General features: G+C 45.7%; 10 protein-coding genes and 1 pseudogene. 5 read left to right on the top strand and 6 right to left on the bottom strand.

The genetic code is table 11. From position 1 onward, the window contains the following. Nucleotides 1–33: 33 nt before the first annotated feature. Nucleotides 34–327: pseudogene (locus GGQ73_RS16425) on the top strand (integrase core domain-containing protein); the annotation flags it as partial. Between the two features lie 1,745 nt (nt 328–2,072). Here the strand turns inward: GGQ73_RS16425 and GGQ73_RS16415 are convergent. Further along, nucleotides 2,073–3,068 (bottom strand): hypothetical protein, encoded by a 996-nt coding sequence (locus GGQ73_RS16415; RefSeq protein WP_173994934.1) that lies wholly within the window; start codon nt 3,066–3,068, stop codon nt 2,073–2,075. A gap of 386 nt (nt 3,069–3,454) precedes the next feature. Between GGQ73_RS16415 and GGQ73_RS16410 the strand changes: the two genes are divergently transcribed. After that, nucleotides 3,455–4,078, top strand: coding sequence for a RolB family protein (locus tag GGQ73_RS16410; protein WP_173994932.1), 624 nt, complete (start codon nt 3,455–3,457; stop codon nt 4,076–4,078). Between the two features lie 479 nt (nt 4,079–4,557). On the opposite strand, the gene GGQ73_RS16405 is transcribed toward GGQ73_RS16410, so the two are convergent. The 4 genes from GGQ73_RS16405 to GGQ73_RS16395 all read right to left on the bottom strand — a co-directional run bounded on the left by GGQ73_RS16405 (nt 4,558) and on the right by GGQ73_RS16395 (nt 9,317). Beyond that, nucleotides 4,558–4,962: a RolB family protein gene (locus GGQ73_RS16405; RefSeq protein ID WP_233279016.1), complete on the bottom strand. Its 405-nt coding sequence runs from the start codon at nt 4,960–4,962 to the stop codon at nt 4,558–4,560. Further along, nucleotides 4,905–5,246, bottom strand: coding sequence for a hypothetical protein (locus tag GGQ73_RS23005; RefSeq protein WP_233279013.1), 342 nt, complete (start codon nt 5,244–5,246; stop codon nt 4,905–4,907). Before GGQ73_RS23005 ends, GGQ73_RS16405 begins: the two co-directional genes overlap by 58 nt. Before the next feature lie 388 nt (nt 5,247–5,634). Then, on the bottom strand, nt 5,635–6,357 hold the full coding sequence (gene ipt, locus GGQ73_RS16400; RefSeq protein WP_173994930.1) for an adenylate dimethylallyltransferase Ipt: 723 nt from the start codon (nt 6,355–6,357) through the stop codon (nt 5,635–5,637). A gap of 692 nt (nt 6,358–7,049) precedes the next feature. Next, the gene (locus GGQ73_RS16395) at nt 7,050–9,317 is read right to left on the bottom strand and encodes an FAD-dependent oxidoreductase (RefSeq protein WP_081307295.1); all 2,268 of its coding nucleotides are present in this window, start codon (nt 9,315–9,317) and stop codon (nt 7,050–7,052) included. Nucleotides 9,318–9,664: 347 nt separating this feature from the next. On the opposite strand from GGQ73_RS16395, the gene iaaH reads away from it, so the two are divergent. Continuing rightward, on the top strand, nt 9,665–11,068 hold the full coding sequence (iaaH, locus tag GGQ73_RS16390) for an indoleacetamide hydrolase (protein ID WP_173994928.1): 1,404 nt from the start codon (nt 9,665–9,667) through the stop codon (nt 11,066–11,068). Between the two features lie 759 nt (nt 11,069–11,827). Continuing rightward, the gene (locus tag GGQ73_RS16385; RefSeq protein WP_173994926.1) at nt 11,828–12,250 is read left to right on the top strand and encodes a hypothetical protein; all 423 of its coding nucleotides are present in this window, start codon (nt 11,828–11,830) and stop codon (nt 12,248–12,250) included. Nucleotides 12,251–12,776: 526 nt separating this feature from the next. On the opposite strand, the gene GGQ73_RS16380 is transcribed toward GGQ73_RS16385, so the two are convergent. Continuing rightward, on the bottom strand, nt 12,777–13,445 hold the full coding sequence (locus tag GGQ73_RS16380) for a RolB family protein (protein ID WP_233279011.1): 669 nt from the start codon (nt 13,443–13,445) through the stop codon (nt 12,777–12,779). An 853-nt stretch (nt 13,446–14,298) separates the two neighbouring features. Between GGQ73_RS16380 and GGQ73_RS16375 the strand changes: the two genes are divergently transcribed. Continuing rightward, nucleotides 14,299–15,492 carry a glycerophosphodiester phosphodiesterase family protein gene (locus tag GGQ73_RS16375; RefSeq protein ID WP_174000894.1) on the top strand — a complete coding sequence of 398 codons (1,194 nt, stop codon included), beginning with the start codon at nt 14,299–14,301 and terminating at the stop codon, nt 15,490–15,492. Nucleotides 15,493–15,575 lie beyond the last annotated feature (83 nt).

The raw sequence follows: 15,575 nt of genomic DNA, 5'->3' as shown, positions 1-15,575 counted from the left end.
TCAGAAGGCCGTCATCGCAAGACGGCCTTCACCGTGGGCTTACGGTATTCCGAGCGATTGGCAGAAGCTGGCATCGAGCCGTCTGTCGGAAGCGTCGGCGACAGTTACGACAACGCCCTCGCTGAGACGATCAACGGACTCTACAAGGCCGAAGTCATTCATCGGCGTGGACCATGGCGCAGCTTCGAGGCGGTGGAATTCGCCACCTTGGAATGGGTCGATTGGTTCAATCATCGAAGGCTTCTCGAGCCTATCGGGAATATACCGCCAGCCGAAGCCGAGGACCGGTATTACGCCATGCTGGACGAACCAGCCATGGCCGCATAACTTAAACGAAACGGCCTCCGGCAGACCCGGTGCGGTTCATACCGCTGCAGTAGCTCTCGTCAAACAACCAGTTGGCAGTTCATGGGTAGATCGGGCCGCCTGTCAGTACAGATGGACATCAGGATCTTCCCGCGCCTATACGGCGAACCCCGCACCTCGCGCTCCGAGACTGCGGATGCCACCGATACCCACGCCTGTGCCTCTCTGCTTATGCCCTTATGCATACCGTCCGGTCGAATTGGGGTGCAGTTTAGGTGCACTCAACACAAGTTACAAACAAATCAACAATCAAATAGTATTATCTCGTGAGAGACGTACAAATTTGACATCCCAATATATCCTGCCAAACATTAATTTGTTGATTAAGTTGGTCTCTTAAAATGTATAGGTGCGAATCCAAAGACGCTCTACCCAAGCAATCAATGCGATGCTTATGCGCTTACAAAGGTAATGGACGTAGCGGTCAGCGCAGGCGAAGCGCTATCATCGAACCAAGAACCGCGCTAAACCATCCTTAGAATCGTGTTTCGTTTGCTGTCGCTGATTAATAATTTGGTCGGGGATTTATGATCCAAGTGGTCGGCGATACCGTGTGTCGGCACACATACCCGCGGCCAGGTTTGGAGGTTATAGTTGTGCATACAACGTGTGCGTGAGTGGAGTTGCCCCATAAACACCGTGCGTGAACACCTCTCGGAATGCAAGTGATTTTTTCTTCGGTCATGAGCATGCGGATGAGTTCCGTCGTGTGTCCGGCCTGCTGAAGTGCATCGCTTTAGATGCTGGCCATTACGGTTCGTGCGGGGATTCGGCCCATATCGGACAGGCGTGCTCGGGGCACGTGGTTTTTAACTGGGTTTCCGATCCCGTCACTCTCAACTTTCGCCCCATAAACCTCCGCTTAGATCACCCGCATGCCGACATTCCAGCCGCCGCAGTCAGACGGTAGCTGGAGATTCATACACCCCGCCGCGAGCTATCAACGCCCAAGCGACACGAGCAATTTTGTTTGCGAACGTCACTGCCACTAGCATCTTTGGTTTGCGCGCAGGACTTCTATCTTTGGATTTGTGACTAGTCATGATGGGCACATTACCTCGCACACTTGTTAAGTGGGAGACCGTGTTCGGATATTATGGGACCGTTACAGTGAGTGGGTCGTTGACGCACGAAAAGATTAGTGCACCTTGCGAAACAAAGACAGCCCGTCAGGTTGGCCCACCGACGATCACAAACAACCTCTCCATCTACCAAGCACCCGACAAGTGGGTCTCTGGCGAGCCAAAGCAGTCAACGTCCTCCAATACGCAACATGAGTATCGCGAGTTCTAGGAACAATCCCTTGTGCGATGCTTCTACACGATTTCGACATGCAAAGCCATCATACCATACCCTCTTGAGATCTCGCGATTGAGGGACGAGCGAATTCCCTGAGCGATCGAAGCTTGTGGTTTACGCGATGCTATCAATATAGTATGAGTTTAAGCGTTTTTAAGTTTTTAAATGATATTATTATCATTTTTGAGTTTATTATTTTCAGTACATTATATTGATTCAGAATAATCCGACATAATGCTTTATCTGAAAGTTGCGCGATTGCGAATCGCCCCCACTTCCTAATATAATAACATGCAAAATTTTATTAAAGATGACAGAAATATAGAAAAGATACAATACACACGGCACTTATTGAAACAATATTAGATATTTTAAACATAGAAACATCCGTGCATTGGGTAAGCCACTTAGTTGGGCAGGGCGATCATCTTTTCATAGATGTGAGCGGCGACGGCAATATCCATACTAGCAAGTCCCACAGTGGTGAAGTGCGCCGGTCCCCCGCGAGCGGATATAGCATCAAAAAGAGACTTGTCCGCCCGTATTGCGGAGTAGTGCTTCACACCGACGCTTGGTCCAACTTCGCTCAACTTCTGGCCTTTTCTTGAGAAAAGCAGTGCTAGAGCGTTCACGTTTCGCTCCTCCATAGCAAGCATGTCGTCGCAGATTATTGGTGCTTTAGCCTCGATTAGAGATTCGAGATATCGCTGAGGAACATCGTCCATGCTAAGGGAGAGCGTCACAGCTTTCGGTGCAAGATCTCCTGGATTAAAAGCAGGTGGTGAACTGGTAGCAATAATTACAAGGTCCGCTCCGGAAAGAGCGGACGTTTCCCAAACGGCGGCAAGAGGAATTTTTACAGTGTCCGCCAACTCTCGGACAAGGCGCTCGTTCGAAGTCCCTCTGCTTAATATCCAAATTTTTTTGATTCTAGAAGAAATATTTTCATTCAAGGCCCTGACTATCTCACGGCCAAGCTCTCCAGCTCCAAACAGGAAGACCTCAATTTTATCTTTGGCTTTTAGCAACAAATCGACACAGGCGGGGGCAAACCACGCGGTACGGCCGAAGGATATAGCTTTTCCCTCTAGCGACAGTAGTCGCTCGCCGGTGGATTTACGCCGGAGAAGAATGTCGATGTGCCTCAGAGGAAGATTTTTCTGTTCATTAGAGGGAGAGAAGTGGATATTCTTGACACCAGAATAGTCTTTGAAGCACCCTATCAGGACGCCTTCTCGCCATCCGTTAGGAATTGAATCAAACTGAAGATACTTCTTCACCTGTCTCTTATCGAACTGGCTCTCCCAGTAGTCTTGAAGAGAATCTTGTACGAGAGTTGGCGTAATGGCCACGCCGAGTTCCTTCAATTTTTGCTCAGACCAATGAAGCTCATTGATTTCCATTGCCATTTCTTCTGATATGAGCCTTCTCAGGTCCTTCCGCCTTATATGCGGGGCTCGCTGTATACTCACCCCACCAATTACGCTGAAAGGGACTGTGAAAACGCAATCATCGCATTGAATGAATAATTTCAGCGGTACCTTTTGAATTTTGAAGTAACGACAAATCGTTTGGGGGGCCTAGGGCGATTTTTGCGACAACATGTCGGGGCTCAGCAGCTGAAAATTCAAACGCGCTATTCATGCTATCAATCTTTCGTGTTTTCACACGGCATCAAACCGTCACCAATGACGTCAGAGGGCTTCCTTAGTCAGTATTAGAACTAACGGCTCACATTTACCAGCGGCAGGTATTTTGTAATAAATCCAAAAAATACAGCTCTGTTAAGATGACGGTAGCTAATTGGCAGGTTCGAGATTTGTCGCTCATCCTGAGCGCCGGCGAGGTCGAGATCCGCTTGGAACAGGCGAGAAGGGATTTCGGATCTTTACTGCCCGGAATTCTCTACTTCCAGCCTTCCGCGATTAGCCCTGGTGAGTTTGATGATGAGTACATCCTCTCTGGCCAAGAGATGGTTTATGTCTACCTTCGTGAACAAATTGCACGCCAATGCGCTTTGGGTCGGCTCCTACCGTCCAACTCCTCCAACTTCGGAACAGTGGCAACTACAATACCGCCATGGTTGATGGATTCACGCAGGTTAAATCAAGTTTTGCGGCAGCGGTGCGATCGAGGTGGCCTCGTCAATTACTATCAAGGCCGACATACAAATCAGTTCTTTTTAGCGATCATGCTAAGCAACTGCTTCGTTCGGTTTGCGACCGACGTGATCAACAATGAAAGCTACGGTTTCTATGCCCGGGGCGGAAATTACATCGAGGAAGGAGGAGCTGGCGACGATGAGGTGGACGATGAAGGCGAGGCTGGTGAAGCGGAACCAAGAGAGTGTCAGATCGGAAACCTTATCAATTATCCGATCATTGCTTTAGGGTCATGCGATCTTTCGGCATAATTCCCGTCGACGACACCTAATAAAGTCGGCTAATCTATGTGATTGAGTGTGTCTTGGCTCTTTGTTATTTTGCATGTTTCCAATGTCATCTAGTAACGAAAAGTTATCCTCTTCTAAAAGCAGCTTTTTTTCGGCAAGCATCACTACCCATCACGGGTGTTTCTAAAAGTGTTCGAAGCTAGCCTCGTAACAATCTATACGAGATTACATTTTTACTCAATGCCGCTAAAACCTGTTTATAAATAATTTTGTAAATCTTTTTACTATCATCGCGATCACACAAGAAGACGAATTAAATATAATATTTATCAGCCAGGATGAGCATGGCAAAAATTACAAGCGAACACAATTGTCTTATCCATTAATACTTAATTCAACAAAGTTCTCTGACACTCCTTGATTTAACAAAAGATTTTACAAGCACCTCTATGATGCAACAACTAAACCGACATAGACTTCGATACCCGGCACCATAAAAACTAGATTGCACCATCTAACTCCACGTCTTCAAGAGCAGCCTCCGGCAGGAAAGCTGAACAGCCCACAGCGATCAAAAGATAATCCAACGGCTGGCTGGCGCTTGGCATTTTCCTTTTCCAAACGTCCTTGCTTTGACCAAAAGTGTTCCGGACGGCTCCTATGCGCTCGAACTCGTTGCTGGCCTGAATTGCTAGAAAGTACGAGGATGAATATTCATTTCTGCTGTAGTTGATCCGACCACCGTTTCCGCTGAAGGCATGCAGTTGCTCCCTCACCTGCCGAAATGTATAACTGTCGGAATAGGGCTCCAATGTCGTGGCAAGCAATCCATCTGAAGCATTTGAAACTAAAACCATTCCTTGCCGGCATAACAGATAATTCTCTTCATCGAGATAAACGTACAGAAATTCCCCGCCAGGATTGATGATGTCGCCAGACTTAGTGTGTAGATCGGTTTGAAACTTTTCCCGATAAGCTTTTGAAGTTCCGAGAGTTCGCCCTGCAGTTGATCATCTTTGCCATGAGAAAAACATGGTACAAACCAACCTTGCCGAGTCATGCTCTTTCGATCCAGCGTTCTAGAAAAGGAACAGCTGAGCTTGGCCGCAATGATAGCAGCTGGTGTCAAACTAAATATTAATAGGCAAACTGAAGAGACTGCCCGCAAATTTCGCAGTTTTTGTCGCATTCACGGATATCCGTGACTTGTCGCACGAAAATGATAGAAAAGGTTCCCTGGAGCATAAACGACTTGTAATGATGTATTTATACTGTAAAATATCACTATATTTAAAACTTATTGCGTTCGATAATAAACAAGAGACATTTAGAAAATTTATACGTAACACGCACACTTACGATAGGTTATTTTACACCGTAGCGACATTTATACATAGATTTTTTAAAATGGAGTATACTACTTCCGTGTAAACTTAAGACTTGTTCGCCAGCATAAAGTTCCAAGACATGATGGATTGTCTGGAGCACTTGCCGCCCTGCCACAACGGGACAAAGCTAAAAGCAATTGCGAACATCTTATTCAGATGAAGACAGTTGTGACGAAGGTCTGGCGTAACCTAATACATTCCGAACGGATGACCTTCGAATCCGTCGAAAGCGGCTGCGTTAACTCGAGGGAATTTCTGCTCCTGTTGGCGCGCGTGGATGAAATACTCTTGAGCGATCCCATCAATCAACTTACCTTCCATATCTGCGTCAAGCTGCAATAGCATATCGGGCGTGATCTGGTTCTGGCTAGCAAACAAGATGGCATATCGATATCCATCGATCTCTTTCAGCATGGGCCTTAGCCGAGGCTCATTCCAAAGATTAACCAACTCTTGAATAAGAGAATGGCCTGCAGTGGGGTGCAACATCTGCTTAACTCTGGCCTTGGCCGCTTTCATGAAGGTCTCCTGGTCGGCTAACTTGTGGCGCATAATATGCCAACGAAAATCTGCACTCCAATAACTGTTTCGCGCCATGCGGTTGAGCAACGAGGTAGATCCTCCCTCAAGAATAAGCCCGCCGTCGGCCTCATAATTATACACCTCCTCGATAAGCCTTTCATGAGCTTGCTTGGCAGCAATGATACCTTCCACCAGAGGCCGATCATCAAGGTATAGACGGGTCGTTCCTTTCAGTTCTTCCACTGTTGGTCGTCCGCTTCCGGTGGAGAGTTGAGGACAGCATTGGACCCGATCGAGCGAAAGGACTGGAAGCCCTGTCTGCTGGGCAAGAGCTATCGCGGTCGACGTCTTTCCTGTGCAAGTTGGACCGAAAATTAGATGCAGATCCATAGGTTTTTTGCGGTATTTGAATACAAATTGGTTCTTGGACTAAAGAAGTGTACTATCAGAGGCGGTTATATTGTCTCCTTGAAATTCATTATTGAAGAGCAACTGGCTTTACCGCCTCCCAAAGGGCAACTTGTTTTTCAACAAAGTGTGGGGCATGGCTGTCTCCTTGAAAGCAATTTGTCACTTACGAGGGCACCCTTAAGTCAAATAAGGCGGACTAAATCAGCAATACAGAGGCAGCTATTCATGTCACTCGGGGACGTTTTTCCGCGCTTTACTGCCATTTGTCTGCGCTTATTACATCATTGCTGGCGACAGAGTGCGATATTTTGTAATATTTGACTTGATGAGATGTCAAAATAAGGGCGGCTATTTCACAATTGACTTAAATGTCGCTATAGTTAGGCACATATGATAGCAATTTCTTAACAACGGCGTCCATTATTTACTTCGTGCAGTCGTTTTCATTGCAACAAAATCAACTATATTTTTGAAATAACAGCGCCATTTCAATAAATACGGCAGTATATAATTTTTAATTTTACAGCAGCATATTATTGCGAACTTCAACATAATGAAAGATAAATACAATAAAATAAATCTTTTTACGCCATTACATTCTTCGTTAAACATCCAGATTGCATTAATATGCAATTTATAAAACGTTCAATACATGTAACAGGATCCATAGATTAATTTCTGATGCGGTAGTTATATCTCTTCCAAGAGTGTTCGAGAGGATTGCCCTTTGCTAAAACGCCTCCACAATTGTGGATAATTGCACAGACGGCGTTACACGCGGTCTGAATAGCGCCCTCCACCCATCCACCCGTGAAGGAACAACTGCAACCCGCCAAGTAAACTCCGGTATCATTAGTCGTGTCCAGCGCCTGAAAGAAAAGTTCTTCAGAATAAAAATCCTCGCCACGCCGGTTGAGTTTGAAAGCTCCCCCGGCATTCTCGTCTGTAAGCCAATCATGTTGAATAACATTTTGGTCGTAATCAGCGCAGGCGGGAACTAGATGCTCGGCAAACGCCGGGAAAGATCTCGAAATCGCGTGCCGCAGCAGACATAATCGCTCTTCTTTGTCGGGGACCGCCAATAGCTTGTGGGAGTCGTCCTCCCATGTATAACTGATGAGCACCAGACCTTTACCATTCGGATCCTGCGGCTCATAGTCCAGGCAGTACACTGCTTTTGCGATGCCGTCCATGAGGACACAGGACGGGAGGATATGGTCTAACCAAAATTTTCGTTCAGTCAGCAAGAAGAGTTTTGACGAGCCAGTCATGTGGCTGTTATCAACCGCTTGGTTCACTGGTGCACGAAAAATGGTGGTATCGTATGTCAGACAATGCCTTAGTTGGATATTTGCGAGTCCAGATGTCACCACCACCTTATCATAAAGTTCAGATATCCTGCTCTTAAGCGTTATCTTTATTTTTGTCTCTTCCTTCTCAATCGCCCTGACTTGAACATGGCGTATACGCTGACTTACAGACACACCGTTAACCACTTGAGAGGCTATTCGACGAGGAAGTTCTGAGATTCCCTCAGAGCACATCCACTGATTTTCTTCATATTCGTTTACGACCAAGCGAAGGATCTCAATAAACCCGCTTTCAAAAACAGGACCAAACCCGCCAGATCCTATTCCCATTAGCTTGAATAGGTCCCAATCATGAGGGAAACTCCATGTTTCACCACCAGGAGGATGCGTGCCCAGAAAGATCCTCTCTATCGCGGAAGAGAAGGACTCCCTCCCGAAACGGTTCAACCAAATTTGCCAGGAGTCACGAGCCCGCCTAATGTCTCCTGATTTCAAGGCCTGAGTAATTGCGACAGGCGAAGCCAACACAATATCTCCCTCATGGAAACCGTCCTTCAAGAACGCACGCCAACCGTTGTAAACGCGATGGAACAGCTCCGGTGGCTGCTGCCCGGCGTTCCACATGTACCGGACGCCTTGGTAGACCAAGTTAGTGTCGACTGTGCCGGGATTTGGGAACGGCCTCATCGAAGACAGGCCGTACCGCTCGAGGAAGAAAAACAAGCAGGATGCAGCAGGAGGAAATCGCATCGCCCCCATTTCGGCCACGACGCTGGGAGCGTCCTTGAAAACATGTGACCAAAGCTTGCCTCCGACCCGATCACTTGCTTCATATATTGTAACATCGTCTACCCCAGCATGAAGCAGTTCGCTTGCCACCACGAGTCCGGAAATGCCAGCGCCAATGACCGCCACTTTAGGCTTAGGAACATCTTCCGGAAAGAAGCCGATCCGTCCACTATCGAAACATTGGTCAAAAAACGGTCTGTAGTCATAGAGCAAGTCGATTGTTGGAAAGGAACCTGACGAAGCCTTCAGCATCAGGTTTCGACCATAAGCGACCATGTCAAATGGCACGGCCTCTTCAAGGGTCATGGTAAACCCGGTAACGCGTTTCATCGTGCCTTTCTCATACAGCGGCATTTGCAGGGTTCGAACGCGGGCAGTCTTAGAGATTGAAATGGCCACGAAATGACTAAGATCGCTGGGTGCACATCTTTTACCGCTCAGCAAAAACAGGGTTTGGAGAAGTTGTGCTTCGGAGAAATCCATGCAAAATGGTGCAAGGTCGATGGCAATGAGGCCACTGACTGTTGCTCGCGCCCAAGGTTCCGATTCAAGTATCCGCGCCAGAATTTCCTTGCCAACATAGATGTAAGCGGAGAGAACTGCTATCTTTCGCCCATCTGAGATCTCGGGAAAGCGACCGTCGGCCAGCCTTTTGCAAGCTAACCCAGCGCTGCACTCGGTGGAGATTTGAGTAATCCTCCTTCCCCTGGAAACTTCTCGTTCTAAGAAGGCATCGGAAACCCTCCGGTCCATTTCATCAGCTTTATCGACCATTATCAGATCCACCATTTTGGTAGAGAAATGATCGCACTGGTTATCAAAGAGAGCTGAAGCTGACATTGCTAGAAAAGATTCGTCTCTGTGTAGATAACCAACGACATCAACTGTTTCTATTTAAGTTGAAAATCGGGGAACATACTGTTCGTTGACATGCCAATGGAAAGCGACAATTTGGGCTTTTTTTTAATATGATATTCACTCTGGTCCACCTCGCTGCTCAATCAAGTTGAATATTGATTGACAATTGATACAATACTGTTTGCGTTTGAAAAAGCGACCTTAGTGCCTACAATCATTCGTATCACACGCCGTAATTGCTGAATTCCCACCAATAATCGCGCAATTTGGGCCCAAGCTTGGTATATTTATTTTGTCTGAAATGGGTTTGAAATCCCCAACTCAGAAAGATGGTGGCCATTACCTCGTTAGCACAAACCCTAGAACGCATCAGACGGAAGGAATACTCCTGCCTAGAACTAGTGGAGACTCTGATAGCGCGTTGTGAAGCTGCAAAATCATTAAACGCCCTTCTGGCTACAGACTGGGATGGCTTGCGGCGAAGCGCAAAACAAATTGATCGCCATGGAAACGCCGGAGTAGGTCTTTGCGGCATTCCACTCTGTTTTAAGGCGAACATCGCGACCGGCATATTTCCTGCAAGCGCTGCTACGCCGGCGCTGATAAACCACTTGCCAAAGATACCATCCCGCGTCGCAGAAAGACTTTTTTCAGCTGGAGCACTGCCGGGTGCCTCGGGAAACATGCATGAGTTATCGTTTGGAATTACGAGTAACAACTATGCCACCGGGGCGGTTCGGAACCCGTGGAATCCAAGTCTGATACCAGGAGGGTCAAGCGGTGGTGTGGCGGCTGCGGTGGCAAGCCGATTAATGTTGGGCGGCATAGGCACCGATACCGGGGCATCTGTTCGCCTTCCCTCAGCCCTATGTGGGGTAGTAGGATTTCGACCGACGCTTGGTCGATATCCGGGAGATCGGATAATACCGGTTAGCCCTACCCGAGACACTCCCGGAATCATAGCGCAGTGCGTAGCCGACGTTGTAATCCTCGACGAGATAATTTCCGGCACACCGGCGAGAATGCCACCGATACCGCTGAGGGGGCTAAGGATCGGCCTTCCTATAACCTACTTTTATGATGACCTTGATGCTGATGTGGGCCTAGCAGCTGAAACTACAATTCGCCAGCTAGCAAACAAAGGCGTAACTTTTGTTGAAGCCAACATTCCTCACCTAGAAGAACTAAACAGTGGGGCCAGTTTACCAATTGCACTCTATGAATTTCCACACGCTCTAAGACAGTATCTCGATGACTTTGTAAAAACCATTTCTTTTTCTGACGTGATCAAAGGAATTCGCAGCCCTGATGTAGCCAACATTGTCAATGCGCAAATTGATGGACATCAAGTTTCCAGAGCTGAATATGAACTGGCCCGTCATTCCTTCAGACCAAGGCTTCAAGCCACCTATCGCAACTACTTCCGACTTAATAGATTAGATGCAATTCTCTTCCCAACTGCACCCTTGGTGGCCAGACCCATAGGCCACGATTCCTCAGTTATACACAATGGCTCGATGATGGACACATTCAAGATCTACGTGCGAAATGTGGACCCAAGCAGCAACGCAGGTCTACCTGGCTTAAGCATTCCTGTTTGCCTTACACCTGATCGCTTGCCCGTTGGAATGGAGATCGATGGACTAGCGGGTTCAGACCAACGTCTGTTAGCAATAGGGGGGGCATTGGAAGAAGCCATTGGATTCCGATATCGTCCCGGTTTACCTAATTAAACCTTCTATCTTGTCCGTTTTTACAATTCTTTAGATTGTTGATATACAATCATGTGTTGCGTCCATAGACAAGGAGAAATTATGTTCTGGAAAAATAAATAATCTGAAATGAATATTTCTTAAACACATCGGCTTGATGTAACAATAAAACTCTCTGTAAATCCATGATAGATAAACAACCTCATCATTGAAAATGAAATATAGCCTTTTTAGCAATATGTAGATTCGTAGAATGATAATGCGTATTCGGATTTAAATGAAACAAATTCCTAAAAAATGAAATTTTATTCAGTTAAAAGGATAACTAATGGGATTACATAATATAACATCGGCCTAATGTATTAAAATCAATCTGTATATCTATGATCCGCGTTCCGCGATCCGTTACAAATTTCTCAAATCTGCATTATGAAATTCGCGGCTTTTTTGAAATGAAGCGCCGCGTGAGGATAGATGTGACGGAACATGACCCACCTTTGAATGTGGATGCACCTGTCACAACCACATCATTATTAGTCATTATTTTACGCTATCGACGGCCCACTTGGCACACAGATATGCGCGGCCTTACGAAAAGTCAGCAATTTCAGCCAGCGCAAAATCCGCCAAGCGTGACTAGCGGTTGATCGCCTTTTTTGGATGAAAATAGTTCAAGCTTTAAAATCGATGCTCCCCGAAACCGTAGGCACGGATCACGCAAGGCCAGCTTATATAAAGGGCACCAATATTAGCTTGTCTCACACAAAGAAACCTCACATCATGAACTTCTCAGATATTCCGTTGGCTTCTCACGATCTACAATGGGCATCCGAAAACTTTATCAACACTTATGGTAAATCTTCAGTTCTGGAATCCGGAGAGGTAATCAATACCGAGAAAGGACTGCTGTACATCTACGGCGCAGAGGTACTCAGACGCGAACTGCGGAATATTTACCCCTCAGACGTACTCAAAACCCGAATTGATAATACCCAATTCCTGATTCATGCGAAGGAAGAACTATGCTTCGTTCGCATGCCGCCAGCTGAAATGAAGGAGAAGTTAATTGACGCAACTTTCTATATCGCCGTTTTTCCAAGCAGCTTATTCCTGTACGTCGGAAAAGAATTAGGGAAGAGTTATCTAAGATGCCATGACTCAGCAACCTACTATCCCGTGGTAGCATATGGACCGACGAGTTAACTATCTATATCACCATTTATGTATCACATACAATATCTCACTTCGTGTTTCATACACGACAATATATCTACCTATGTAACCTCATATTTTTAACGTATTTCTACGTATTATCCTTGTACTAATAAATGTGTTATTCCATTATAAAATGATATCGCCATTTTATAATGGCGATTATTATGTCTTATTAATATCCACTACCTGTAATCATTTTTAAATCATTCGTGTCGTCAATCTAGATTTGAATTGAATTAACCGAGCTTCAGAACTTACATTTCAATAACGGACGATATAAAACGAATTATGATAAACATATTACTTCGTCCATGATGAAGAGAAAGTCATACGGCATCATGTTGTGACAACGCTTACATAACGGCAGCAATAACAACATCGGAAATCGTATTACATATTGGAAACAAAATGATTATATTAATGCTGACTACATAATTTTATACTTAGGTGGGATCGTTACATTTTGTTACAAACGGACACCCTTGCTTCATCCCCGCCAACACACCTCTGCACGTTAGACCAAACGCTTCCACAAGGAAGTGAAAGCCATATCACACCACATCTTGGGCTCCTTTTTCAGCCCGTTATCCTGAAAGAGAGTCTTGCCGACCGCGATTATTTCAACACAGAAAGGACCAATCCGGGATGGCGCTAAGAAGCTATTGCCGCCGATCTTCATATGCGAGAAAATCGGATTTTGAAGCGACGTACTCGGAAGAAAAGCAATGTAAGCATCCAAATCATGTGTCTCGTTGCTTGTATTTTGATAAACATTTTTCTGCCACAACCTCATAGTTTGTTTTGTTATCCCTTCGGCATAGGGTGGGACGGTGGAGATAACTGCGCCTCCGTCGGAAGCGCCGTCATAAAATCGCTTCTGTGCATACTCTCGCATTTCTTGAAACGAGCAATAAACGTACATCAAAGATACATTGGGTATATCTGTTGGACCTGGGCAGCCCGCAACTTCGCAAAAGCGCTTGACCACTTTGTCTTTAGGTGGATCAATGGGAACATCAGTATTAGTGATTAAATTTATCCACGAGCGTTGAGCAGCTATGAGACTTTTTTGTGCAAAACTGCGGCGAGCATTCGCGGTGTGAATTAGAACGAGTTTAAGTTCACGCCGGTCTTGTAGATTCGAGCTGTCGATAATGTTGAATATCGGCTGACTGTCATACATCTCGAATTAGTGACTGATTTTTGAATATAAATTCAGTTATATCTCATAATTAAATGGGCTTCGGTGGCCGTATTATTGGTACTCAAAATCATCAATCACGGGATTGATTTAAATTAACTAATTTTAAAATGAGCACCGAAGTATTTCGTCTTTTTACCCTATTAAAATATTGATTGTTATTAAGACTTTCTACAAGTGGGACACGCATCTTATTGAAATCGCCGACAAAGGCGTGATGTTCGGCCAAACAATTTTAACGTTCGCGTAATTCTCACCTACTCCCCATCTCGATGCTAATTTAGGCATTTCAAATCACAATCATCGGAGGAAGTATTTCATTTTATCGCTTTATCAATGCAATGAGTTATAATATTTCGATTCATGTGATGCATATTTCTGTAAAGAATTTGCAATTTACTACGCCTATTGCATAGTTAGTTTTTGCTCTGTATCAACCACCATGCTCATTGATGTGCCATGTAAAATTCCCGAACATCACGCCATTTACATTTGAATATATCCTGCCGCCGCCGTAATGCTACTGGCCCACCTGTCGATTGGTTAGAACCCAGAGTTAATAACGTAAGCGCTTACGTCAATAAGACAGGTAAAGCTATCTATAAATATATTCGGTATGCAGACTATTAATATTATCTAGTCAATTTAAGAAAATAGCGGCATAAACAATGGAGGTAGAGCAGGCATTTTTCTTTTTTTATTATTTTTCTGTGAGTCCTCAACATTAACTTACCTGCAGGTGCTTTCTCAGAGGAAGCCGAGACGACGGAGTGATACCAACTGGCCGATGTGGGAACTAGAGTGGGATCTCCCCGCTGGAACAAGTGTCTCTGAAGTGCTGGCACGTTACTCGACGCCAAATCTGCTCCAGAAGCTTGACGAGAAACTCGATGTTCAGGTTGTTGAGCACAGAGGCATGTTTAACTTGGGAAAGGGAATTCAAGAATGTACGAAAACAGCTATTTTGTCCGCGATTGGAGAGGGGCATAGAAACCTTTGTGAAATTGACATTGCGCTCACGGCGGACGGCGTTCCAATCGTCGCTCACGAATTCAATGTATTTCGTGTTGCTGCTTTAGATGAGGATAAGCCGGTTCGCAAATTTTTGTCCCATCAGATCGTTGGACGACCAGTCATCATACGCGAGATCGAGAACGGTAAGATCTCTGAGACAAACTACAGGGTTACTGACCAGACTATAAGCACTCTTGAAGATATCCTCGACAGCGCGATTCAGGTGAATCCGGACGCAACCTTCATTCTCGACGGCCGCGATGACGAAGCTCATCTCATCGTGGCCTGGTTAAGCTATAGGTCGGCGTATTTTGGCAAGGTTGCTCTTCTATTCTACACCTTCAAGTACATTGATGGGGATCACTTTGTGCAACTGGTAGAGAGTGCAGATCCGGAACCTCGATGGAGGCAGACTGTGCCCCTCATGCCTATGCTTTTTCCAATGGAAATGGTTCGGATCGCAAGGGATCTGGGGCATTCTCATCCGACTGTTGATGAAATATATGGGGCTGCAAAATATTGGATTGATTCCGTCCTCGCCCAAGACATTTGCATTTTTGCTGTTCAAACTATGCTGTCCTACGTTTCTGAAGACACTTTAGAAGACGCGGCAACTGAAGACGAAAGACTCGCGTACAGGGCTAGCGAAGCGAGCACGCGTTTGGCTTACTATGTAAAGTTTGATCGCGATATAAAGGAAGCGAGACCAAACCTAAAACTCTCGACCGGTACCCGAAGTTACGATTTTAGTGCTGTGACACAAGGAAAAAGGTTGCAATTCCATAACGAGTTTTTCACCGGTAGAGAGGAAGCATGGGACACCGACCTTCGCCATTACATCCGCTGTCGCCAAGGAACGCCTGGTATACCCCTGCTGCATGATCTTCCAGATTTGGTAATTTCCGACCGCTCAGAGGACGACATGGCTTTACTTGCTTGGAAGAGCGCTGGCGTCAAACGTAGGGTCGACGTGCAGGCACCTCACCTTGACATCTACGATTCTGAAGAGGAGTAGGCTTCGTAATTTTTTGTTGACGAATGCGCACAGTTATTGAAGTATTTCTGAATACTGAGTACTTTAAATTCAAATATCAAATA

The organism is Rhizobium skierniewicense (genome assembly GCF_014196515.1).
Classification (GTDB): domain Bacteria; phylum Pseudomonadota; class Alphaproteobacteria; order Rhizobiales; family Rhizobiaceae; genus Agrobacterium; species Agrobacterium skierniewicense.
Note: the sequence above shows the minus strand (reverse complement) of the source record. Positions and strands in the feature narration are given on the sequence as shown.